The organism is Maricaulis sp. (genome assembly GCF_017643475.1).
GTDB lineage: Bacteria > Pseudomonadota > Alphaproteobacteria > Caulobacterales > Maricaulaceae > Maricaulis.
The window spans coordinates 144,221-165,075 of record NZ_JAEPNI010000002.1; the positions used below are offsets into that span (position 1 = coordinate 144,221).

The following is a 20,855-nucleotide window of genomic DNA, read 5'->3' on the forward strand; positions in this document are numbered from 1 at the left end:
TCGCGCCGACGTCTATCGGCGAATACCATCCCCTCAGAAGAATGCAAACATGGACGGTGCTTAGATGGCAAAAGTAAGGTCGATTGGTGTCTTTTGCGGTTCACGACTTGGCGAGCGAGCCAGTTACGAAATCGCCGCGGAGGCTGTAGGCCAGGCCATCGCCAAGGCCGGGGCCAGGCTGGTCTATGGTGGCGGTGATGTAGGCCTGATGGGGGTATCCGCTTCCAGCGCAGCAGCGCTGGGTGGTGACGTGCTGGGCATTATCCCAGGATTTCTCATCGCCCGTGAAGGTCATCTTGACGGTGTCGAAGTGCGCATCGTGGAAACCATGTCCGAGCGCAAGAGCCAGCTGATCGCCGAATCGGATGCCTACCTGATCATGCCTGGCGGAACCGGTACGCTGGAGGAAGTCTTCGATGTCGTCTCGCGCCAGCAACTCGGCCTGCACGACAAGCCGATCGCCTTCCTGGACATTGACGGGTTCTGGCAGCCCCTGATCGAGCTGATCAACCATACGGTCACCGAGGGATTCTCGCCGCAGACGATTGCCGACCACATGGTGCTGGAAGCCGACCCGGCAAAGGCCATCGACTTCCTGCTCGACAATATGCAGGAGGAGCAGGACGCCTAGTCCGGCTCCCCTTTCGGATCAAAAACATCCTCGATCTTGAGATCGAAAGCCTCGGCCAGGGCAAAGGCCAGGGTCAGTGATGGATCGTGTTTGGACGTTTCCACCGCGTTGATGGCCTGGCGGGAGACGCCGACACGTTCTCCCAGCTCGGCCTGGCTCCAGCGGCGCTCTGCACGAAGAACTCGCAAGCGATTCCTCATGAGTAACGCCACTTCAGGACACAGGCCATCAGGCCGTAAGTTCCTATGAGCGCTGGGAATATCCAGATTGTCGGAATGGCCGGCAGGTCCAGCGAGGCCTCCAGGAATCCCCAGGCGAAAGTCCCGAAACCCACCAACAGGGAGGCGATCAGCATCGCCTCCGCAATGACACGTTTCTGGAACTCATCGATCGCTCGGTAGAAAGTCAGTACCGCATAGAGCCCGAACAGGGCCGGCACCACCGGCGACACGGCTAGAATGCCAGTGACAACAGGTCCGTAATCACCGGAACGCAGAATATAGACCGAGCCGAACAGGATCAGCATATAGCCCACCATCGAGCCGCCGAACTGGATAAAATAGCGCTTCACATGAGGCTGCATCATCATCTCCCCAGAACTAGTCATCGAGCTCGCCACGCAGAAACTCCACGAAACGCTCGGGCTGGTCGAACATTATGAAGTGCCGTGAGTCGGTGATCATGTGCACCTCGGCATCGCGCGCAGTCGCGTACTGACCCTCATAGATGCCGCGCAGCTGGTCCTGTGTCACCGGCGCCCCCGGCGCCCAGGCCACAAGCACATCAATCTCTGCATCGACATCGCCAAGCACAGGCGAGAAATCCGTGCCGGCCACCTCACCCATGGCGCGAGCCACCGCGGACTGGTCAGCGCGCTCCATATAGGACATGACGCGGGCCTGGCCGTCCTCGGTGATCGACTGGATCATCAGGCCCTGGCGGCTCATCGACAGGTATTGATCGCGTGACATGGAAGCCATCTGGGCTGCCATGCCCTGGCCAAATCCTGCCGCCTGCTCCGGCGTGATCGCCGGATTGAACAGGCGCGCATAGAATGGCGCGCTATCAACGACGATGACCTGGTCCACGGCCTGTGGACGAACAGCCGCGAGCTGCAGGGCGATCTGCGCGCCCATGGAATGCCCGACCAGGGTCAGCCCCTCGATCTGATGGGAGTCCACATAGGCGGCCAGGTCCTCGACCAGAGGGGCGATGAAGGCCCCCTCGCCCGACGGAGCGAGATCCCCGAAACCGGCTGCGGTGATCACATGGGCGTCGATCTCGCTGCCAAGGGCGTCCACCGTTTCGGTCCAGACCTCACCCGGCGAGGCCAGGCCCGGAATGAACATCACGTCCTGAGCGTGGCTGTCGCCGGCACGCTCTGCGGTGAAATGAGTCTGGGCTTCTGCCTCGGGCGAGAAAACCAGGGCACAGGCCGCAACGCCGGCGGCCAGATAAAACGGCAGGCTCATCCGATCACTCCCGTCGCTACGAAAATCGCAATGAAAACGGCGATGACAACGCCGAAACTCATACCTTCTTTTTTGCACATGTCTGCACTCCATGACTGAATGTAATGCAAACCTGACACTTGACGGCACGAATGTCAACACGACCTGACACATTGTCATTTATACGAGTCAATATGTCGACCTCTCGCGACCTGGACAGGCCGCGAGCAGGTTCAATAATATGATTGAATTACGGAGATTTAGGCCGCTTCGCCCCGGAGGCGGGCCAGCACCTTGTCGCGACCGATCAGCGGCAGCAGGACCGCCATTTCCGGGCCCCGCGGCTGGCCGGTCAGTGCGTGGCGCAGCGGCATGAACAGGCCCTTGCCCTTGCGTCCGGTTGCTTCCTTGAGTGCGCCTGTCCATTCACCCCAGCTGGCTTCCGTCAGCTCGCTGGCCGGCAAAGCGTCAGCAGCAGCAGCGATGAAATCGGCATCCTCGCCCTCGATCACCGGGGTGACCGGGCCGTTGACCAGCGCTGCCCAGTCCTTGGCATCGCGAAGGCGTTCCAGGTTCGGACGCACGGCGGCCCAGACGGCCTCGCCAGCATCTGCCCCCATATCCGCCAGACGCTCCTGAACCACGGCATAGCCGGTCTCGTGCAGGATCTTGGCATTGAGACGGGCCAGCTCTTCCGGATCAAAGCGCGCCGGTGAACGGGTCAACCGGTCCAGCGAGAAACCGTCGAGCAGGTCTTCCAGGGCCATGAAGGGCTCGACCGGATCGGAGGTCCCGATACGCCCCAGCAGCGAGTTGACGGCCATGGCCTCGAAACCCTCTTCCTCACGCAGGTCCTGCATGGAAAGCGAACCGAGGCGCTTGGACAGCTTGCCACCATCAGCGCCCACTAGCAGGGCCTGGTGACCAAAGCTCGGCGCCTTGCCACCCAGTGCCTCGAAGATCTCGATCTGGGCGCCGGAATTGGTGGTGTGGTCCTCGCCGCGGATGATGTGCGTGATTTCAGCGTCGATATCATCGCAGACCGACGGCAGGGTGTAGAGATAGCTGCCATCCTCACGGATCAGGATCGGGTCGGACAGGGAAGAGGTCTCGATGGTCACGTCACCGCGCACCAGATCTGTCCAGCTGACCGGATTGCCGGACAGTTTGAAACGCCAGTGCGGCTTGCGGCCTTCCGCTTCCAGCGCGGCCTTTTCAGCGTCGGTCAGTTTCAGCGCAGCGCGGTCATAGACCGGCGGACGGCCATTGGCCATTTGCAGACGACGCTTGCGGTCCAGCTCTTCACCGGTCTCGTAACAGGCATAGAGCAGGCCCTTGGCCTTGAGGTCCTCAGCAGCAGCGTTGTAGCGGTCAAACCGCTCGGACTGCTTGAACGTCTCGTCCCACGTCATGCCCAGCCAAGTCAGATCGGTACGGATACCGTCCTCATACTCCTGGGTGGAGCGTTCCAGGTCCGTATCATCGATCCGCAGCACAAATGTGCCACCGGCCTTGCGCGCGAACAGATAGTTGAACAGCGCAGTGCGGACATTGCCGACATGAAGCTTGCCGGTCGGGCTGGGAGCAAAACGGACTTTGGTCATGGGATCAGGCCTGTGAAATCAAGAGGCCGTGGATTACTCCGCAAGCGCCTGAAGGGCAAGCGGCGGGGTTAGTTGGGCTTCCCCGCGAGCCACCAGTAAGTGAGCCCTCCCACAGCGCCAGCGGCAGCGAAGAGGAAGAACAGGCCTTCCCCGCCATTCTGCAAGGGCTGCATGATGACGCTGATCAGTCCACCGCCCATCAGCGCTCCGAGCACCAGGTCGGCAAATCCGCGCTTCACGCCTACCAGCTTTGCGATCCAGACCAGGACGGGCCAGACCAGAACCGTATAAAGCGCGACGAAGAAACCGATGAACAGGGCATAGAGGAACATGCCGCCGAGAAAACTCAACACCTCCTGCCAGCCGGTATTCGCATTGATCGCCATCACTCCGATCGGGATGATGATCGCCAGACCGGCCGCGTAACAGGCACCAAACCAGGCGGCGAGCGCGCGGAAAAACTTTTCGAGTTCCAGATCGTCTCCCGGCTCGGTGGTGACAACCAGGGCACGCGTCATGACATCCTCCATTTAGTAATTTCTGTCATGACAGAAATTACTAAATGCGCGGGATTTGACGATGTGGCGGGGTGACGCATCGTTGGTTCAGATGGGTTTGACCGGGACGTCCGGGCGGCCGGCAAGGGACCAATAGCTCAGGCCGGCCAGCAGGCCGATCGTCGCAAACACTGCATAGGCTTGCCATTGCGACAGGTAACCTTCGGACACATTGGCTTGGGCGTTGTGCACTAAAAAGGCGCCTAGCGCAGCTCCGGCAATACCATCTCCCCAGCCGCGGGGCAGACGCAGAAGGCGCAACAGCATGACGATTACAAAACTCGGCACCGCCAGAATGAAGGCCGCGACAACACCGGATATGATCACGGCGACAGGCAAACCCATCAAGACTGTGAGCGCTTCGTCCGACGACACCCCCTCTCCGATGATCGATAGGGTATACATGACGCTGATCAGTAACAGGGTGGCGACCAGGCAGGCCCCCGCCCACGCCAAGACTGGTCGGATAACGGTATGGAACATGTCCCCTCCTTTGACTCGTGCGTCAGGAGAACATGCCGAGCACATTTCACCCATCCCCGATTTGGGGGATCAGGTACTGGCCCGGAAACGATTGGTGATCGGGTAACGGCGGTCACGGCCGAAATTCTTGTGACCGATCTTCACCCCCGGCGGCGCCTGTCGGCGCTTGTACTCTGCGCGATAAAGCAGGTTCTCCACCCGGCGGACCGTTTCGGCGTCATGGCCCTCAGCAATCAGTTCGTCCGCACCACGCTCCTCCTCGATCAGGGCAAAGAGGATGGCGTCCAGAACATCATATTCCGGCAGGCTGTCCTGGTCGGTCTGGTCTTCACGTAGCTCGGCGCTGGGCGGTTTGGTGATGATCCGTTCGGGAATGACCTCGCCGACAGGGCCCAAGCCCGGAGAGGTCTCGCAGGCATTGCGCCAGCGGCACAGGGCAAAGACTTCCGTCTTGTAGACATCCTTCAGGGCGTTATAGCCGCCATTCATGTCGCCATAGAGCGTCGCGTATCCGACCGCCATCTCCGACTTGTTGCCGGTCGACAGGACCATCGGACCGAACTTGTTCGACAGCGCCATCAGGATGACCCCGCGTGAGCGCGATTGCAGGTTTTCCTCGGTCTCGTTGGGCTCGGTGCCCTGGAAGGAAGGTGCCAGTACGGTGTTGAAACTTTCGATCGTCGGTTCGACATCGATGATGTCATAACGCACGCCCAGACGCTCGGCGCAGGCCTTGGCGTCCTCCAGGCTCTCCTTGGATGTGTATTTCGACGGCATCATCACCGCCCACACCCGGTCCGCCCCCAGCGCGTCAGCAGCGATAGCGCAGCTGATGGCACTATCCACTCCACCCGACATGCCCAGGACGACGCCCGGAAAACGGTTCTTGTCGACATAGTCGGCAAGCGCCTTGACCATGGCCTTCCAGTCCGCTTCCAGACCGGAAACGGCCGGTTCGCGGCGGGCGCCAGCAGCGGCCCAGCCATTGCCGGTGCGGATCCAGTCGAACGTGTCGAGGCATTCCTCGAACGCGGGCAGGCGCTGGATTTCCTCGCCCTTGCTGTCGCGCACGAAACTGGCGCCGTCAAAGACAAGCTCGTCCTGGCCACCGACCTGGTTGACGAAGATCAGACCCTTCTCGCCCTGCCAGCGATCATACCAGCGCGAGAACGCGTCCCAGCGCTCGGTCTCGATTGAGCGACGCCAGGGGGATCCGTTAATGGAGATGAAAAAGTCGGCGCCCTGCTCGATCAGCGCGTCCGGTACGGTCTCCAGCCAGATATCCTCACAAATCGGCAGGCCGATGCGGAGACCGCGCCACTTGACGATTTTCGGGATCGGCCCCGCATCAAAGACACGCTTCTCGTCGAATACAGCGTAATTGGGCAATTCATGTTTGAAGCGCAGGGCATGCAGATGCCCGTCGTCCAGCAGGGCTACCGCATTGTGCAGCTTGCTGCCCTGTTTCCACGGCAGGCCGATCAGCACGGCCGGGCCGTCGCGGGTCTCCCGCGCCAGTTCCTCCATGGCATCGGCGCAGGCTTTCACCGCAGCCGGCTTCAGGACGAGATCCTCGGGTGGGTAACCCATCAGGAACATTTCAGGGAAGACGACCAGGTCCGCCTGGCGCGCCCGCGACTCGGCATGGGCCGCACGGGCCTTGGCCAGATTGCCAGCGATATCCCCGACGACCGGGTTCAGCTGGGCAGAGACAATCTTCAAACGATCAGCCATGCCCGCGACTTAGACCCGCGGGAGGCCGGGCGCAAGAGGTCAGGACCCGTATTCGCGCTCGCCATCAATGGCGCGTGCTGCATCGAGCGCCCTCAGGCCCGCAATACCCGGAACGGCGACCGGAGCGCCCTCGAGCACGGAGGCGATGAATGCATTGACATTCGCGCCCAGTGAATCCTTCGCGGTCTCGGTTTCCGCGAAGTTCGCATTGAGCGCGTAGGAGGTCGTGTTCTCGAAGGTCTTGGCTATGAAATCGATGTTGAGAGACCCGTTTTCATACGCGACCTGCATCTTCCGGTCTCGCTCGTGGTGGATGCGGCTGGAGATCAGCTCGGCGACGCAGCCATTGTCGAATGTGATGACGGCCTCGGCGATGTCCGGTGAGCCGAAACGACCTTCATCGACCTTGCCAACGACAGATTTGATCGGCGCCCCGGCCAGGGCGATGACCAGGTCCAGGTCATGAACCATCAGGTCCAGAGTGACAGACACATCTAGATTACGGTCGGAGGGTGGCCCCATGCGGCGCGCGACGATACGCGTGGGGACTTCGGGAACTTCCAGCAACCCCATGGCATGGAAGACAAACCGTTCCTGGTGACCAACCTGCAACACACACCCGTGCGAAGAGGCAAGATTGATCAGCTCGCGCGCTTCCTCGACAGAGGATGCAACCGGCTTTTCAACCAGGACATGCTTCCCAAAGGCCAGCGCTGCAGCCGCAGCGGCAAAATGGTGGACGGCCGGGCTGGCCACGGTGACCACATCAACCTCCGCCAGCAGGTGTTCGAGCGTGTCGAACGGCTTGGCACCGTGTTTGTCCGCCAGCGCCCGCGCCTTGTTCACGTCGGGATCAAAAACGCCCACCAGCTCGGTCCGATCATGGGCGGCATATTTGGAGGCGTGAAAGCCTCCGAACACCCCGGCGCCAACAACCCCTGCCTTCAGACTTTTGATTTCCATGACGTCTTCCACTCGGACAAAACTCTCTGCAGGGTGAATAAAGCCCCCTGTGGATCAATCAAGATTAACGCGCATCACCTCTTGTTTCTCAGAATTGCTGGATGCGGATATTGCTCCCTTGCGTGTCGAGGATCGGCGGATAAGTTGTTCGCGGGGAGAACAGACATGGCCGAATCTGAGCCTGGCTCGCAAGCAAACCAAACCAGAAACAAGAGCCGCGCCGCAGGTTCCCAGGATGCGCTTGACTCGATCTCCGTAGCTGCATTCGAAGTGGATGGCCGGATTTTCCGGACGCTTTGGCACTCATTCACCCAACCCAATGCGATTGCCCGGGCGGCGCTGGAAGCCGATTACCAGGCTTATCTATCGCCCGTCCGCGTCTTTGTTGCGCTGTTTAGCTTCCAGTTCGCCATCGCCGCCCTGTTCGGTGTGCCGCTGGAAAGCTCGCTTGAGTCCCTGACGGTCTACGTAGACCCTTCCTCAGTCACTGCCTGGCTTCAGACGGGACACCGCACAGACCTCACCGCTGCTGATATCGATCCGGCGCTCGCTGACTGGTCGGCGGTGATGTTATGGCCGATCACGATCGTCAGTTCGCTGCCCTACCTGGTCTTGCTCAAGCTCTACCGCAGATCGCTGAGCTGGTGGGGGCATGTGCTTCTGTATCTGGTCCCGGTGAATGGCAGTTTCGTTATCCTGCTGGTGTTTCTTCCGCTCTACCCGCTGGTGCCCCACGAGGACCTGCGCATGGTGCTCTTTGCCCTGTCGACACTGCTCGGCATGATCTTGTATTTCGTGCTGGCAGCGCGCGTCATAGCCAGGTTCTATGCCCGCACAGCGACGGGCGTTGCGCTGCGCATAGCCGGCCTGCTCGCAGTCTTCCCAATCACAATAACCATAACAATCCTCTTGCAGTACTTCCTCACCGCAGCCCTCCTCCAATACGAGTTCGGCCTGCGGATCGATGAATTGCTTCTCACTGAATTCACAAATGGAGTTGGTCAATGAAAACCCGTGAAATCCATCTCAATGCCTATCTGAAAGGCGAACCAAAACCGGAGAATTACTCGGTCGCGGAAACCGAGCTCGCAGAGCCCGGCGAAGGTGAGGTCCAGGTCAAGAATCTCTACATCTCTGTCGATCCGTACATGCGCGGGCGCATGAGCGGGATCAAAACCTATATCGAGCCCTTCCAGATCGGTGCGGTCATGGAAGGCGGCGCGGTCGGCGAAGTCACAGCCTCGAATTTCGACGGCCTCAAGCCCGGCGATCACGTCATGTCCATGTTTGGTTGGCGCGAGGGCTATACCAAGCCGGGCAAGGGGTTGATGAAGATCGACACTTCCATCCTGCCGCCCCAGGCCTATCTGGGCATCGCGGGGCTAACAGGCATGACGGCCTATGTCGGCCTCAAGCGCATGATCGACCTGAAGCCGGGTGAAACGCTGTGGATGTCCGCGGGTGCGGGCGCTGTCGGTTCTGCCGGCATTCAGTTTGCCAAAGCGATGGGTGCCACCGTGATCGCCACGGCGCGCGGCCAGGAAAAGGTGGACTATCTCAAATCCATCGGCGCGGACCACGCAATCGATTACTCGGCGACCGACAATCTCGCCGCCTCGCTCCGCGAAGTCGCTCCGGCAGGTGTGGATGCCTATTTCGAGAATGTCGGGGGCACCCATTTCACAGCTGCTCTGGAAGTGCTCAAACAGCATGGTCGCATGGCCGCCTGCGGCATGATCCAGCGTTACAATGACGCCGAGCCTGCCTCCATCACGGACAATCTGACCTATATCGTCGGCAAGTCGCTTAATATCCGCGGCTTCATTGTCTCTGATCACATGGACATGCAGGGCGAGTTCGTCAAAGACCTCACCGAATGGATGATGGCCGGCAAGATCAATCCAGCTGAAACCATCATGGACGGTATCGAAAAGGCACCGGAAGCCTTCACCGGCCTCTTCTCCGGCGCCAACAAAGGCAAGATGCTGGTGAAAATCTAGTGACAGAGCGGAACCTAATCGTTCCTCAGATTGCCGACAGAGCGCTTGCCATTATCCGCTCCGTCTTTCGGACGGTCGTGACATTCGGCCTCGCCGCCTTCTTTCCCGCTCGCCTCTATTCCAAAATTGAGGCGGGTGGGAAGACCGGCGTTTATTGGTCTCTCGGCAGTCTCGTTGGACTGGCAACGATACAGGCGGCGTTCGGTGTCTTATCGGAACGGTATCAAGACCGGGCCGCATCCCTTGTTCTACAGGACCCTGAGGCCCGCTCCTCATTGATCTCGATGGCAAGTCGTCGCGTTCCTGAGGGACTATCCGCGGGGGATGCACGCCGCGAGATTGATCTGATGATGTACGACGCTTGGCAAGCCACCTCTACAACTGTTGCGATCAGCCTCCCGCTTATCTCGACGTGCCTGGTCCTTTTGACGCTCCTATTGTGGCGCAGAACCCCCGGAGGAAAAGCCAGTAGTCATCTCGCAGTTGTGCCCCTGCTTGCGTGCATTTGTGTTGGCACGGGGCTGAAACTGCTCACATCGACTAGCGACCTCACAATACTGTTTACGGTATCCGCTGTGTATTTTGTCACCGCAATTCGTGCACCAAACCGTAACTCAGAAGGAAAGCTTGGCGATACGCTGGCCAGGACCCTGATCCTCACCGGGTTCTTTGCGGCTGCAACCTATATAAGCATTTTCGTTGTCGATTTTATCGCCGTTACGGTCGGCGCTTTATCAATCGCCATCCGCCCGTATTGATACCCATGATCGACCAGCATCCGCCAGATCTATTTATGCTCGCCCCAGCCACAGCCTTGTACCCCCACAATTAGAACCTGAACAACGCCTCGGCGGCACCGTCATTTCGGGTGCCCTCAACGTTCTCTGCGGGCTGCCCTAGCAGCCAGCCTAGCCCAGCGTCGCCAGATCAATCACAAACCGGTATTTCACATCGCTCTTGAGCATGCGCTCATAGGCCGTGTTGATCTCGTCCATGCGGATCATCTCGATATCGGAATGAATGCCGTGTTCGGCACAGAAATCGAGCATTTCCTGGGTCTCCCGGATGCCCCCGATCAGCGAACCGGCCAGCGAGCGGCGTTTCATGATCAGCGGGCCCATGCCCGGTGCGGGGTGGGCTTCATCAGGCAGGCCGACCATGACCATCACACCATCCAGGCTGAGGGCCATCAGATAGGGATCCAGCTTGTGCGGCGCGGCGACCGTGTTGAGAATGAAGTCCAGCTCTCCCCTCACCGCTTTCATCTGCTCGCGATCCTTCGAGATCACCACGCGGCTGGCGCCCAGCGTCCTGGCGTCCTCGGCCTTTCCCGGCGAAGTGGTGAACAGCGTCACCTCTGCCCCCATGGCGGCGGCCAGTTTGACAGCCATGTGGCCCAGCCCGCCCAGGCCGACAACGCCCACCTTGTCACCGGCCTTCACCCCCCAGTGGCGCAGCGGTGACCAGGTGGTGATCCCGGCACACAGTAGTGGTGCTGCGGCGGCCGGATCCAGCTTGTCGGAGATGGAGAGAACAAATTCCTCGCGCACAACGATGTGTTTGGAATAACCACCGAACGTGTAACCGCCCCCCGGCAGGGAGCCGTTATAGGTGCCCGTCATGCCGGTCTCACAGTATTGCTCCAGCCCCGCATCGCAGGAGGAACAGGACTGACAGCTATCGACCATGCAGCCGACGCCAACGCGCTGTCCGGGCTGGAACTTGCTGACGCGTTCGCCCACAGCAACAACACGCCCTACGATTTCATGACCGGGCACACAGGGGTATTTCGTGCCACCCCAGTCATCGCGCGCCGTGTGCAGGTCGGAATGACAGACACCGCAAAACTCGATGTCGATCGCGACTTCATTGGCTGCCGGCGCGTGGCGATGGATGTGGGTTTTTGCAAGGTCCGCGTCGGCGGACTGCGCGGCGTAGGCTGCGACGTCTGACATGATATTCCCCTCTCGTTGCGTGCACAGCTTATCTGGGTCGATCGCAGCGGGGAACAAGCTCGCGCCTACAGATCAGATCGCGTATCCACGGGCGTGTCGATTTCCAGCGGAATATCGACCCAGAACTGGGCCCCGCCCTGCGGCGTATTGAAGACTCCCACATCGCCTCCCAGAAGACGGGCAAACGCCTTGCACACGGACAGGCCCAACCCGCTTCCGCCAAAGCGCCGCGTCGGGGAGCCATCACCCTGGCGAAAGCGCTCGAAGATCTCCGCCTGGTCGCCTTCGGGTACACCCTTGCCATTGTCTATGACGGATATTCGCACTGCATCTTCACGCTCCGGCGAGGGAGAAAGGTCAATACGCATCACGCGCTGCGGCGCGAATTTGTGCGCGTTGGAAACGAAATTGGCGATGATCTGCAAAAGCTTGCTGCGATCGGTCTTTAGTTCGAGATGGCTGACCGGCAGTGTTTCGACACCGACACTCGGCACCGGCACGTCCGCGGCAGGCGGCAGTCCCAGTTGCGCGCCCTCACGCACCGCATCCAGCAGGTTGAAGCGTTCGACCTTCAGCGTGATCGATCCATCCTCGAGCGAAGCGAGGTCGAGCATTGTCGCCACCGTGTTCAGCAACCACCGACCGGAGCTGTCTATCACCCCAAGCCAGCGCTCCAGCGCTTCGGGACTGTGGTCATGTTGCAGGATGGAAACCCCGCCCAGAATCCCGTTCAGGGGCGTCCGGAGTTCATGGGAGGTATTGGCCAGGAATTGGGTCTTGAGCCGGTTGGCAGCCTCTGCCTCCGCTTTCGCACGTTCTGCTTCAGCAAGAGCTTCCACCAGGCGCTCATTGGAGCGCTCAAGCGCTCGGGCAATCTTCTCGCGCTCAAACAACTCCATCGACAGACCGACAAAATCGCCCAGGGATGCAACAAAGGCGCATTCTTCCTCGCTCCATTCCCGCGCCGGCCCGACATGTTCGCAACACACAACGCCGCGCAGCCCTTTTCGATCGGAAATCTGGGTGTCCAGCATAGAGGTGATGCCAAGCACATCGAGATAGCCGACGGCGAACTCGCAGGTCCTCGGATCAGTGACCGCGTCATCGGCATTGACCACGCGCGAGCAGCGGAAAGCTTCGAAATAGGCAGGATAGTCGCTGGCCTTCAACGTGGCGCCCGAGCTGATTTCGCTGGTGTTCTGATCATAAAGACACAGACAGCCCAGTTCGACATGTTGATTGTCCAGAATCCAGATGCTGGCCCGCTCCGCCCCGACTGAAGTGCTGAGGCTTCGCACCACTTCCTCCAGCAAGCGGTCAATGCCGGGGTTCTCCTCCAGGCGAAAACGCGTAAGCCGGTCCAGCTCCCTGTTGAAGTGAGCAGATTGCCTAGCTTGCCCGTTTTTCGAACGCTCTACAATGTCCGCCATGGATACCTCCGAGCATCAGGCGACATAGGTCTTGACCAACTCCGCGATTTCTTCCGGATCGTAGGGCCGCTGCTTGACACCGGCGACCCCCTGTTCGGTCATGCGGTTAACAAGCGGCTGGTTCATGGCCGCCGTCACCACAAGGACCCGGTTGAGAATCTCAGCCTGGGTGGCGGCGAGATCGGTCACGACCTCCTCACCACCAATAATGGGCATCATGACATCGAGCAGGACCAGATCGTAAACGCCAGTCCGGATGGCGTCGGCTGCACCGACCCCGCTCGTCAGCTCGTCAATCTCGTGCTGGTCCTGCAGCGCCCACCGGAACAATTCCCGATTCACTGCGTCATCATCCACAACGAGAATCTTTGCCATCTGCCCTCAACCTGTCGGTTCAAAACAAAGTATGGCGCGTTGGCGGAATATTTCAATTCGAAGGGTGTGGCGAACGACAAAGACGTCCCAGCGTCCAGCCGCCCGCGATCGCCCCTGCGACCGGCGCGTACAAGTCCCCCGCTCCCGCATACACAGCCAGCAGATAACCGATGAGTGCGGCGATCAGAGCCAGTGGCAGCATGCGAATCGGGCGAATCATGTTGCGCTCTCCAACGGCGTCTCAGCGTGAAACATACTGTAAAACACCCGCAAAATCGGGGCCGAGAGCCAAAAAACAGGGTTTTTCCCGGAAAATTACAGCAAATCCGGCCCGATTCGCCTGTTATTGCTTGCAAAGCACCTCCGAACTTGGCCTTCATGAAGCGTGTTAGAACCAAGTGGCTCTCTATCGGGCACGATGACCGTACCGATTGAACCACGACAATTTGGGGGGAACCCTATGAACAAGTCTGATCTTGCTAAAGCCGTTGCCGACAAAACCGGCCTGTCCCGCGCTCAAGCTGGCGAAGCTGTCGATGCTGCCATCGAAGCTATCGTTGGTTCTGTAAAGGCAAACGACAGCGTTCAGCTGGCTGGCTTCGGTACGTTCCATGCGAAGCACCGCGAAGCTCGCGAAGTTCGCAACCCGCGCACCGGCGAGAAAATGATGTCCAAGGCACGCACGCAGGCGGCTTTCCGCCCGGCAGCGGCTCTGAAAGACATCTGATCCCCTCAGGGTTAGAAAAACCCCGCCAGGAGAGATCCTGGCGGGGTTTTTTATTGCCGGCTGTCAGAACGCCACTCAGGCGGCATTGGCAGCGGAATTGTTCTTGCGCACCCGCTTGAGCGATTCAGCAATGCGGAAGGACATGTCGAGCGCCTGATCGGCATTGAGGCGCGGATCACAATGCGTGTGATAGCGCGAGGCCAGATCAGCCTCGGTCACCGTCTTGGCACCACCGACACACTCGGTCACATCGCGACCGGTCATCTCGAAATGCACACCGCCGGGATAGGCGCCTTCCGCGTAGAGCACGTCCATGAAGCCCTCGAGCTCGTTGAGGACCTTGTCAAACTCACGTGTTTTATAGCCATTGCCCGTTTTCACGGTATTGCCGTGCATCGGATCGGACGACCAGACAACCTTCTTGCCTTCCTGGGTCACCGCACGCGCCAGCGCCGGCAACGTCTCGCGCACATTATTGGCCCCCTGGCGAACGATTAGGACCAGACGTCCGGCCTCGTTTTTGGGATTGAGCGTGTCGATCAGCTGCAGCAGATCATCCGGCTGCATGGTCGGACCACATTTCACACCGATCGGATTGGCGATGCCCTGCGCGTATTCAACATGAGCGCCATCAAGCTGGCGGGTCCGTTCACCGATCCAGATCATGTGAGCCGAAGTCGCATACCACTGGTTGGTATTCGGGTCGCGACGCGTCAGGGCCTCCTCGAAGGGAAGGTGCAACGCCTCGTGGCTGGTGAAGAAGTCGACACTCTCCAGCGACGGTGCACTGTCGCGGCCAACACCACAGGCCTTCATGAAGGCCAGCGCTTCGGAAATGCGCGACGCGGTCTCCGCATAACGTTCTGCCGCGGGGCTGTCCTTGACGAAATCCTGGGTCCACTGATGCACATTGTGCAGATCCGCATAACCGCCGGACGCAAACGCGCGCAAAAGGTTCAGCGTGGAGGCTGACTGGTCATAGGCCCGGATCAAACGATGTGGGTCCGGCTCCCGGCTTTCCGGCGTGAAAGCGGCGTCATTGACACTGTCACCGCGATAACTTGGCAGTGAAACACCATCGCGAGTCTCGGTATCGGACGAGCGCGGCTTGGCGAACTGGCCCGCAATCCGTCCCACTTTGACCACTGGCTTGGAAGCCGCAAATGTCAGGACAACCGCCATCTGCAGGAGAACGCGGAATGTGTCGCGAACCCCTTCGGTGGAGAATTCCTTGAAACTCTCGGCACAATCACCGCCCTGCAGCAAGAAGGCATTGCCCGCGGTCACATCCGCCAGCTGTTTGCGCAAACGACGCGCCTCGCCTGCAAACACAAGGGCCGGCCGTGCGGCCAGCTCGGCCATCACAGCATCAACAGCCGCCTGATCCGTGTAGGTCGGCATTTGCATCACCGGCTTTTCGCGCCAGGACCGGGGGGACCAATTCATCTCTGTCGCCTTCTCACTTACTCGTCTGGCGACCACTTCTCGCTCATGGTCACCAATTCCTCTGCGCTGGTGGGATGCACAGCGCATGCCGCATCATATTGTGATTTCGTCAAACCTGCTTTGACGGCAATCCCGGCGAGCTGGATCATCTCCGGCGCGTCAGGACCGACAATATGCACACCCAAAACGCGTTCTGTCTCCCCGTCGACGACAAGTTTCATCAGCATTCTGCTGCCAACGTCACTCAGCGTGTACTTCATCGGGCGGAAGCTTGTTTTATAGATGTCCACTTTCGCGACAGATTTTCGCGCCTCTTCCTCGGTCATGCCCACCGAGCCGACAGGCGGCTGGGTGAAGACGGCCGAGGCGATATCGGAATGGTCATAGGCTGTCGGCGTGTCATTGAAGACCGTCGCCGCAAAGGCCGCGCCCTCACGAATGGCGACCGGCGTCAGGTTGACCCGGTTAGTGACGTCGCCCACGGCGTAGATGTGGTCCGCTGTAGTCTTGGAATAGGCGTCAACCTTGATCGCACCCTTCCCGTCCAGCTCGACACCGGCCTTGTCCAGGCCCAGCCCGTGCGTATAGGGCGTGCGGCCGACCGCATACATCACGAGATCCGTATCAATCGTGTCGCTGTTTTTCAAATGCACCCGCTTGGAGCCATCAGCGAGCGCCTCGATTTTCGTGAACACGGTCTCCGTGACAATCTTGACGCCCGAGGCCTCGATTTCCTTGTGTACATGCGTGCGCACATCCGCATCGAAGCCGCGCAGAACCTCATCACCGCGATAGACCTGCACCACATCTGAGCCCATGCCGTTGAAGATCTGGGCGAACTCACAGGCGATATAGCCACCGCCGGCGATCACCACACGCTTGGGCAATTCAGGCAGATAGAAGGCCTCGTTCGAGGTGATGCCGAGATCATGCCCCGGAATATCGTCCGGCACGAAAGGCGTTCCACCCACCGCGATCAGGATCTTGGCCGCAGTGACCGTACGGTCCTGATTGACGAGGCGGATCGTGTTCGGACCTTCCAGCACAGCGCGGTCATCAATGGCTTCAACACCACTGCCGGCCAGCAGGCGGCCATAAATGCCCTCGAGACGCTCGATCTCCTTGTCCTTGGCGGCGATAAGCCTTTCCCAGCTGAACTCGCTCTCGCCCACATCCCAGCCGAAACTCTCGGCCAGCTGGAAGGTCTTTGCGAACTCGGACGCGTAGACCAGCAGTTTCTTGGGAACACAGCCACGGATCACACAGGTTCCGCCATAACGGTGTTCCTCGGCGATCGCGATCTTGCCGGCGCCGTACTTGGCGGCCATGCGCGACGCGCGCACACCGCCAGAACCGGCACCGATGACAAAGAGGTCGTAGTCAAAATCAGGCATTGGAAGACTTTCCCGGTTTTACTGGAAGATCGCCTGGACGCGGCCAAGATTGGCGTTCACCGCCTCGGTCCCAAGACGTTCACCGATGACGCTGGCCTCGCTCGTAATGCCCGGCAATTCCTGCAACACCTTTTGCCCAAGCGGTGTCGAGTTGAATGCCTGCAGTTCCTCGAGCTCCGCAAGGGTGAAGCGTGATGCATAGAGCCCTGCGCTTTCCTCGATCATGTCGTCATAGGTCGACATCATGATTTCCATCATCAAATCCATGGCCTCATCAAGCTGAGCGTCTGTCGCACCAGGAATACTGACTTGGAAACTGTTACGGATGAGCGGCATGGTCGTCTCGAGGGCGGTGCGGTACATGTCCTCAGTGGTGGTTTGCAAAACGATCTCGCGAGCGATGACGAGACGATCGGACGCGTCATCTGCCTGGACACGGGGCACAAAGGCGATGAACGCAAAAGCAATCCCAATAATCAGGTTTCTCATAGCTTCCCCCTAGAGCTCCATCACGCGCGCCTGATTGTCTTCGCCGACAATCACCACGCGGGCCAAATTCAGAAACAGGCCGTGCTCGACGACCCCTGGAATGCGCTTGAGTTCCCGATCCACTGCCTCGGCATCCGGGATTTCCTCGCAAGCACAATCGAGAATGTAGTTACCGCCATCGGTTATGAAAGGCTCCAGCCCGTCGCCCTTGCGGCGCAGCTGCACGTCGGGGTGTTTCACGCCGGCCTTGCGCAGACCGTCAAAGATCTGCTTGGCACCGATGGAGAAACCGAACGGGTCGACCTCCACCGGCAGCGGGAATTTCCCCAGCGTGGACACGAGTTTGCCTTCGTCCACGACGACCACCATGAGGTCCGAGGCCTGGGCGATGATCTTCTCTCGCAGGTGTCGTCCACCGCCGCCCTTGATGAGCTGGAAACGGCCATCCACCTCGTCGGCACCGTCAATGGTCACCGCAATGTGATCGACATGATCGACATCAGCGAGCTCGATACCGAGCTCCCGCGCCAGAGCGGCAGTCTGATCCGAGGTCGGCACGCCCTTGACGCGCAACCCGTCCTTGACCCGCTCGGCGAGCAGTTTGACAAAAATCTCGGCCGTCGAGCCGGAGCCCAGGCCAATCGTCATTCCGTCTTCGACATAATCCAGCGCTGCTGCTGCGGCGTGGGTCTTCTGGCGATCGCTCATGCGTCCACCCCTCCCAGGAGTATGTATTTCAACTCGGTGAACTCCTCGACACCCCACTTGCCGCCCTCGCGGCCGATGCCGGATTCCTTGACCCCGCCGAACGGCGTGGAGGCTGCACCAACCATGGGCGCATTGACTCCGATCATGCCGTATTCCAGCGCCTCGGTCAGGCGGTGAATGCGATTGACGTCATTGGTATAGATATAGGCGGCCAGGCCATAGGGCGTGTCATTGGCCAGGCGCACGATCTCATCCTCGCTCTCGGCCCGGTAGACCGAGGCCACGGGGCCGAAAATCTCGAAACAGGCAAGGTCCATATCCGTGGAACCGCCCTCGATCAGGGTCGGCGCGTAAAACGCTCCGCCCAGCTCGTCCACCAGCGGCTTGCCACCAGCCAGGATACTCGCGCCGCTCTCACGGGCGTTCTTCACCAGGGCATCAACACGTTCGACCGCTTCCATATGGATCAGCGGACCCACATCCGTGTCGCCCTCGAAACCATCACCCGGGGTCAGCGCCTCAACCCGCTTTTGCAATGCCTCGACCAGCGCATCGGCAATGCCCGGCTGGGCGATAATGCGGTTGGCAGACACACAGGTCTGTCCGGACACGCGGTATTTGGAGGCGACGATACCGTCGGCGGCCTTGTCGACATCCGCATCGTCCATGACGATGAAGGGCGCATTGCCGCCCAGTTCCAGGGCGACACGTTTCACACCGTCGGCCGCCTGGCGCATCAACAGCTTGCCGACCGGCGTCGAGCCGGTGAAGCCGATCATGCGAACCTCGTCCGAACCGGTCAGCACCGGGCCGATGGCCTGGGCATCACCGCAGACCACGTTGAAGACACCGTCGGGAATGCCGGCGCGCTTGGCCAGCTCGGCTAGGGCCAGCGCCGAGAGCGGTGTCTCGGGAGCCGGCTTGATGACCATCGTACAGCCCGCCGCCAGCGCCGGAGCGCACTTGCGAGTGATCATGGCGTTGGGGAAGTTCCACGGCGTGATACAGGCCACCACACCGATCGGCTGGCGGATGGTCCAGCCACGCGAGCCCGGGAAAGGCGGTGTCATGGTCTCGCCATGCACACGCTTGCCCTCTTCCGCGGACCAGTCGATGAAACCGGCGCCATAAACGATCTCGCCCTGGGCCTCGCGATAGGTCTTGCCCATCTCAGCCGTGATGATTGTCGCCAGATCCGCCGTATTTTGCAGGATCAGCTCGCGCCATTTCATCAACAAGGCTGCGCGTTCGAAGGGAGAAACCTTCTTCCAGCTTTCAAAAGCCCGGGCCGCTGCAGCGACCGCCGACCGTGCGCCTGCGTCTCCGACATCGGCAACATCGGCCAGTTTCTGGCCGGTCGCCGGATTGCTCACTTCAAACTGGGCATCGGCTGAAACCCACTCGCCATCAATGAAGGACGCGGATTGCAGCAGTGTCGGGTCCTGAAGACGCTCGATCAGATTCATCAGGCTTGTTCTCCTTTGTTCTTGCGCGCCAGCTTTGCCTTGCGATAGCGCTCCGCCCAGCCATCCTTGTGCACCTGCTCGGCCCGGGCGACAGCCAGGGCATTGTCCGGCACGTCATTGGTGACGACACCGCCAGACCCTGTATAGGCGCCCTCGCCCACCTTGACCGGCGCGACCAGCGAGGTGTTGGAACCAATAAAGGCCCCGGCGCCGATCTCGGTCAGGTGCTTGTCGTATCCGTCATAGTTACAGGTGATCGTGCCAGCTCCGATATTGGCGCCCTCGCCAATGTGCGCATCGCCGATATAGGAAAGGTGGGAGACTTTCGCACCGTCAGCCAGCTGCGCCTTCTTCACCTCGACAAAATTGCCGATCTTGGCGTTGGGACCAATGTCCGCCCCCGGACGCAATCGCGCATAGGGGCCAACAGACGCGCCGTTACGCACGGTGGTGCCTTCCAGATGGGAGAATGCCTTCACGGTCGCATCTTCCTCGATCTTCACACCCGGTGCGAAGACGACATGCGGCTCAACCACGACATCACGCTCGATCTCGGTGTCATGGGAGAAGAAGACCGTTTCCGGCGCGACCAGGGTCACGCCTGCCCTCATCATCTCCTCGCGCTTGCGAGTCTGGAAGGCCGCCTCGGCCTCAGCCAGATCCACACGCGAGTTAACGCCCAGCACCTCGTCGGCATCCGCACGGACAGCAACAGCTCGCAAACCGCGGCCACGGGCCAGGCCGACAACATCGGTGAGGTAGTATTCGCCATTGGCATTGTCGTTGGTGACTTCGCCGAGCAGTTCGAACATCAAGTCGGCCCGCGCAGCCATCACGCCGGAGTTCACCAGGCGAACAGCGCGTTCTTCTTCATTGGCGTCCTTGTATTCGACGATCCGGTCCAGATTGCCGTCAGCATCCTCGATCAAACGGCCATAGGCGGCCGGATCTTCCGGTTCGAAACCGAGCACCGCGACCGCAGCACCTTCTGCTAGGGCGTCAAACACCCGCTCAACCGTTTCCGCACGAATCAACGGAGTGTCGGCGTAGAGCACAATGAGATCGCCATCAAAACCGTCAAAGGCCCCCTCGGCGGCCTGGACAGCGTGCCCCGTCCCCTGCGGCGGGTCCTGGAGGGCGGTTTCCGCGCCCAGCGCATCGCCCGCATCACGTACAGCCGGCGAGTGAGCCCCGTAGACAACCACTCGCTTGGACGCATCGGCGTCATCGGCCAGCTGGGCTGCCCAGTCGAGCATCGGCCGACCGCCGACAGAGTGAAGCACTTTTACCGTTTTAGATTTCATGCGGGTTCCCTGACCCGCAGCCAAAATCACCGCCGCGCGCGCACGTGACATGCCATTCCACCCTTTCAAGTGAATCGATACTGGACCTATATGCCAGCGCTATAACCCATAGAGACCGGATGTGTCAGCATATCCGGC

At 60.1% G+C, this 20,855-nt stretch carries 23 protein-coding genes; 5 read left to right on the top strand and 18 right to left on the bottom strand.

Annotation, left to right across the window (positions count from 1 at the left end):
* Positions 1-64: 64 nt before the first annotated feature.
* Positions 65-631, top strand: a complete 567-nt coding sequence (locus JJ889_RS07890) for a TIGR00730 family Rossman fold protein (RefSeq protein WP_291893462.1) — start codon at positions 65-67, stop codon at positions 629-631.
* Here JJ889_RS07890 and JJ889_RS07895 read toward each other — a convergent pair.
* The 8 genes from JJ889_RS07895 to JJ889_RS07930 form a co-directional block, all read right to left on the bottom strand.
* Positions 628-831 (bottom strand): helix-turn-helix transcriptional regulator, encoded by a 204-nt coding sequence (locus JJ889_RS07895; RefSeq protein WP_291893464.1) that lies wholly within the window; start codon positions 829-831, stop codon positions 628-630. The genes JJ889_RS07890 and JJ889_RS07895 overlap by 4 nt on opposite strands.
* The gene (locus JJ889_RS07900; RefSeq protein ID WP_291893466.1) at positions 828-1,238 is read right to left on the bottom strand and encodes a hypothetical protein; all 411 of its coding nucleotides are present in this window, start codon (positions 1,236-1,238) and stop codon (positions 828-830) included. Before JJ889_RS07900 ends, JJ889_RS07895 begins: the two co-directional genes overlap by 4 nt.
* Positions 1,231-2,103, bottom strand: coding sequence for an alpha/beta hydrolase (locus tag JJ889_RS07905; protein WP_291893468.1), 873 nt, complete (start codon positions 2,101-2,103; stop codon positions 1,231-1,233). The genes JJ889_RS07900 and JJ889_RS07905 overlap by 8 nt, the downstream gene beginning before the upstream one ends.
* A gap of 239 nt (positions 2,104-2,342) precedes the next feature.
* A complete protein-coding gene (gene gltX, locus JJ889_RS07910; protein WP_291893469.1) occupies positions 2,343-3,686 on the bottom strand; it encodes a glutamate--tRNA ligase in 1,344 nt (447 codons plus the stop codon).
* Positions 3,687-3,754: 68 nt separating this feature from the next.
* Positions 3,755-4,204 carry a hypothetical protein gene (locus tag JJ889_RS07915; RefSeq protein ID WP_291893471.1) on the bottom strand — a complete coding sequence of 150 codons (450 nt, stop codon included), beginning with the start codon at positions 4,202-4,204 and terminating at the stop codon, positions 3,755-3,757.
* A gap of 87 nt (positions 4,205-4,291) precedes the next feature.
* A complete protein-coding gene (locus JJ889_RS07920) occupies positions 4,292-4,726 on the bottom strand; it encodes a hypothetical protein (RefSeq protein WP_291893473.1) in 435 nt (144 codons plus the stop codon).
* 69 nt (positions 4,727-4,795) lie between these two features.
* Positions 4,796-6,460 (bottom strand): NAD+ synthase, encoded by a 1,665-nt coding sequence (locus JJ889_RS07925; RefSeq protein WP_291893475.1) that lies wholly within the window; start codon positions 6,458-6,460, stop codon positions 4,796-4,798.
* A gap of 39 nt (positions 6,461-6,499) precedes the next feature.
* A complete protein-coding gene (locus JJ889_RS07930; RefSeq protein WP_291893477.1) occupies positions 6,500-7,423 on the bottom strand; it encodes a Gfo/Idh/MocA family oxidoreductase in 924 nt (307 codons plus the stop codon).
* Between the two features lie 165 nt (positions 7,424-7,588).
* On the opposite strand from JJ889_RS07930, the gene JJ889_RS07935 reads away from it, so the two are divergent.
* Genes JJ889_RS07935 through JJ889_RS07945 form a run of 3 tightly spaced genes read left to right on the top strand, consistent with a single transcriptional unit; the run spans position 7,589 to position 10,181 of the window.
* Positions 7,589-8,431 (top strand): DUF3667 domain-containing protein, encoded by an 843-nt coding sequence (locus JJ889_RS07935; protein ID WP_291893479.1) that lies wholly within the window; start codon positions 7,589-7,591, stop codon positions 8,429-8,431.
* Complete coding sequence (locus JJ889_RS07940) at positions 8,428-9,423, top strand: NADP-dependent oxidoreductase (protein WP_291893481.1); 996 nt, start codon at positions 8,428-8,430, stop codon at positions 9,421-9,423. The genes JJ889_RS07935 and JJ889_RS07940 overlap by 4 nt, the downstream gene beginning before the upstream one ends.
* Complete coding sequence (locus tag JJ889_RS07945; protein ID WP_291893483.1) at positions 9,423-10,181, top strand: hypothetical protein; 759 nt, start codon at positions 9,423-9,425, stop codon at positions 10,179-10,181. The genes JJ889_RS07940 and JJ889_RS07945 overlap by 1 nt, the downstream gene beginning before the upstream one ends.
* Positions 10,182-10,331: 150 nt before the next feature.
* Here the strand turns inward: JJ889_RS07945 and JJ889_RS07950 are convergent, their stop codons facing one another.
* The 4 genes from JJ889_RS07950 to JJ889_RS07965 all read right to left on the bottom strand — a co-directional run bounded on the left by JJ889_RS07950 (position 10,332) and on the right by JJ889_RS07965 (position 13,403).
* Positions 10,332-11,378 carry an NAD(P)-dependent alcohol dehydrogenase gene (locus tag JJ889_RS07950; RefSeq protein ID WP_291893485.1) on the bottom strand — a complete coding sequence of 349 codons (1,047 nt, stop codon included), beginning with the start codon at positions 11,376-11,378 and terminating at the stop codon, positions 10,332-10,334.
* Positions 11,379-11,443: 65 nt separating this feature from the next.
* Positions 11,444-12,808 carry a GAF domain-containing sensor histidine kinase gene (locus JJ889_RS07955; protein WP_291893486.1) on the bottom strand — a complete coding sequence of 455 codons (1,365 nt, stop codon included), beginning with the start codon at positions 12,806-12,808 and terminating at the stop codon, positions 11,444-11,446.
* A 15-nt stretch (positions 12,809-12,823) separates the two neighbouring features.
* Positions 12,824-13,183 carry a response regulator gene (locus tag JJ889_RS07960; protein ID WP_291893488.1) on the bottom strand — a complete coding sequence of 120 codons (360 nt, stop codon included), beginning with the start codon at positions 13,181-13,183 and terminating at the stop codon, positions 12,824-12,826.
* A 52-nt stretch (positions 13,184-13,235) separates the two neighbouring features.
* A complete protein-coding gene (locus JJ889_RS07965) occupies positions 13,236-13,403 on the bottom strand; it encodes a hypothetical protein (protein WP_291893490.1) in 168 nt (55 codons plus the stop codon).
* Between the two features lie 240 nt (positions 13,404-13,643).
* Between JJ889_RS07965 and JJ889_RS07970 the strand changes: the two genes are divergently transcribed.
* Positions 13,644-13,910, top strand: coding sequence for an HU family DNA-binding protein (locus tag JJ889_RS07970; protein ID WP_291893492.1), 267 nt, complete (start codon positions 13,644-13,646; stop codon positions 13,908-13,910).
* Between the two features lie 75 nt (positions 13,911-13,985).
* Here the strand turns inward: JJ889_RS07970 and JJ889_RS07975 are convergent, their stop codons facing one another.
* Genes JJ889_RS07975 through glmU form a run of 6 tightly spaced genes read right to left on the bottom strand, consistent with a single transcriptional unit; the run spans position 13,986 to position 20,768 of the window.
* The gene (locus JJ889_RS07975; protein WP_291893494.1) at positions 13,986-15,356 is read right to left on the bottom strand and encodes a class II 3-deoxy-7-phosphoheptulonate synthase; all 1,371 of its coding nucleotides are present in this window, start codon (positions 15,354-15,356) and stop codon (positions 13,986-13,988) included.
* A gap of 17 nt (positions 15,357-15,373) precedes the next feature.
* Positions 15,374-16,750: a glutathione-disulfide reductase gene (gor, locus tag JJ889_RS07980; protein ID WP_291893496.1), complete on the bottom strand. Its 1,377-nt coding sequence runs from the start codon at positions 16,748-16,750 to the stop codon at positions 15,374-15,376.
* A gap of 18 nt (positions 16,751-16,768) precedes the next feature.
* Complete coding sequence (locus tag JJ889_RS07985) at positions 16,769-17,239, bottom strand: DUF2059 domain-containing protein (protein ID WP_291893498.1); 471 nt, start codon at positions 17,237-17,239, stop codon at positions 16,769-16,771.
* A gap of 9 nt (positions 17,240-17,248) precedes the next feature.
* The gene (rpiA, locus tag JJ889_RS07990; protein WP_291893500.1) at positions 17,249-17,947 is read right to left on the bottom strand and encodes a ribose-5-phosphate isomerase RpiA; all 699 of its coding nucleotides are present in this window, start codon (positions 17,945-17,947) and stop codon (positions 17,249-17,251) included.
* On the bottom strand, positions 17,944-19,413 hold the full coding sequence (locus JJ889_RS07995; protein WP_291893502.1) for an NAD-dependent succinate-semialdehyde dehydrogenase: 1,470 nt from the start codon (positions 19,411-19,413) through the stop codon (positions 17,944-17,946). Before JJ889_RS07995 ends, rpiA begins: the two co-directional genes overlap by 4 nt.
* On the bottom strand, positions 19,413-20,768 hold the full coding sequence (gene glmU / locus JJ889_RS08000; RefSeq protein WP_291893504.1) for a bifunctional UDP-N-acetylglucosamine diphosphorylase/glucosamine-1-phosphate N-acetyltransferase GlmU: 1,356 nt from the start codon (positions 20,766-20,768) through the stop codon (positions 19,413-19,415). The genes JJ889_RS07995 and glmU overlap by 1 nt, the downstream gene beginning before the upstream one ends.
* Between the last annotated feature and the right edge of the window lie 87 nt (positions 20,769-20,855).

Bases quoted from the DNA above. Each gene is read 5' to 3' on its own strand.
- JJ889_RS07890 (WP_291893462.1), top strand. From the start codon at position 65: ATGGCAAAAGTAAGGTCGATTGGTGTCTTTTGCGGTTCACGACTTGGC.
- JJ889_RS07895 (WP_291893464.1), bottom strand. From the start codon at position 831: ATGAGGAATCGCTTGCGAGTTCTTCGTGCAGAGCGCCGCTGGAGCCAG.
- JJ889_RS07900 (WP_291893466.1), bottom strand. From the start codon at position 1,238: ATGACTAGTTCTGGGGAGATGATGATGCAGCCTCATGTGAAGCGCTAT.
- JJ889_RS07905 (WP_291893468.1), bottom strand. From the start codon at position 2,103: ATGAGCCTGCCGTTTTATCTGGCCGCCGGCGTTGCGGCCTGTGCCCTG.
- gltX (WP_291893469.1), bottom strand. From the start codon at position 3,686: ATGACCAAAGTCCGTTTTGCTCCCAGCCCGACCGGCAAGCTTCATGTC.
- JJ889_RS07915 (WP_291893471.1), bottom strand. From the start codon at position 4,204: ATGACGCGTGCCCTGGTTGTCACCACCGAGCCGGGAGACGATCTGGAA.
- JJ889_RS07920 (WP_291893473.1), bottom strand. From the start codon at position 4,726: ATGTTCCATACCGTTATCCGACCAGTCTTGGCGTGGGCGGGGGCCTGC.
- JJ889_RS07925 (WP_291893475.1), bottom strand. From the start codon at position 6,460: ATGGCTGATCGTTTGAAGATTGTCTCTGCCCAGCTGAACCCGGTCGTC.
- JJ889_RS07930 (WP_291893477.1), bottom strand. From the start codon at position 7,423: ATGGAAATCAAAAGTCTGAAGGCAGGGGTTGTTGGCGCCGGGGTGTTC.
- JJ889_RS07935 (WP_291893479.1), top strand. From the start codon at position 7,589: ATGGCCGAATCTGAGCCTGGCTCGCAAGCAAACCAAACCAGAAACAAG.
- JJ889_RS07940 (WP_291893481.1), top strand. From the start codon at position 8,428: ATGAAAACCCGTGAAATCCATCTCAATGCCTATCTGAAAGGCGAACCA.
- JJ889_RS07950 (WP_291893485.1), bottom strand. From the start codon at position 11,378: ATGTCAGACGTCGCAGCCTACGCCGCGCAGTCCGCCGACGCGGACCTT.
- JJ889_RS07955 (WP_291893486.1), bottom strand. From the start codon at position 12,808: ATGGCGGACATTGTAGAGCGTTCGAAAAACGGGCAAGCTAGGCAATCT.
- JJ889_RS07960 (WP_291893488.1), bottom strand. From the start codon at position 13,183: ATGGCAAAGATTCTCGTTGTGGATGATGACGCAGTGAATCGGGAATTG.
- JJ889_RS07965 (WP_291893490.1), bottom strand. From the start codon at position 13,403: ATGATTCGCCCGATTCGCATGCTGCCACTGGCTCTGATCGCCGCACTC.
- JJ889_RS07970 (WP_291893492.1), top strand. From the start codon at position 13,644: ATGAACAAGTCTGATCTTGCTAAAGCCGTTGCCGACAAAACCGGCCTG.
- JJ889_RS07975 (WP_291893494.1), bottom strand. From the start codon at position 15,356: ATGAATTGGTCCCCCCGGTCCTGGCGCGAAAAGCCGGTGATGCAAATG.
- gor (WP_291893496.1), bottom strand. From the start codon at position 16,750: ATGCCTGATTTTGACTACGACCTCTTTGTCATCGGTGCCGGTTCTGGC.
- JJ889_RS07985 (WP_291893498.1), bottom strand. From the start codon at position 17,239: ATGAGAAACCTGATTATTGGGATTGCTTTTGCGTTCATCGCCTTTGTG.
- rpiA (WP_291893500.1), bottom strand. From the start codon at position 17,947: ATGAGCGATCGCCAGAAGACCCACGCCGCAGCAGCAGCGCTGGATTAT.
- JJ889_RS07995 (WP_291893502.1), bottom strand. From the start codon at position 19,413: ATGAATCTGATCGAGCGTCTTCAGGACCCGACACTGCTGCAATCCGCG.
- glmU (WP_291893504.1), bottom strand. From the start codon at position 20,768: ATGTCACGTGCGCGCGCGGCGGTGATTTTGGCTGCGGGTCAGGGAACC.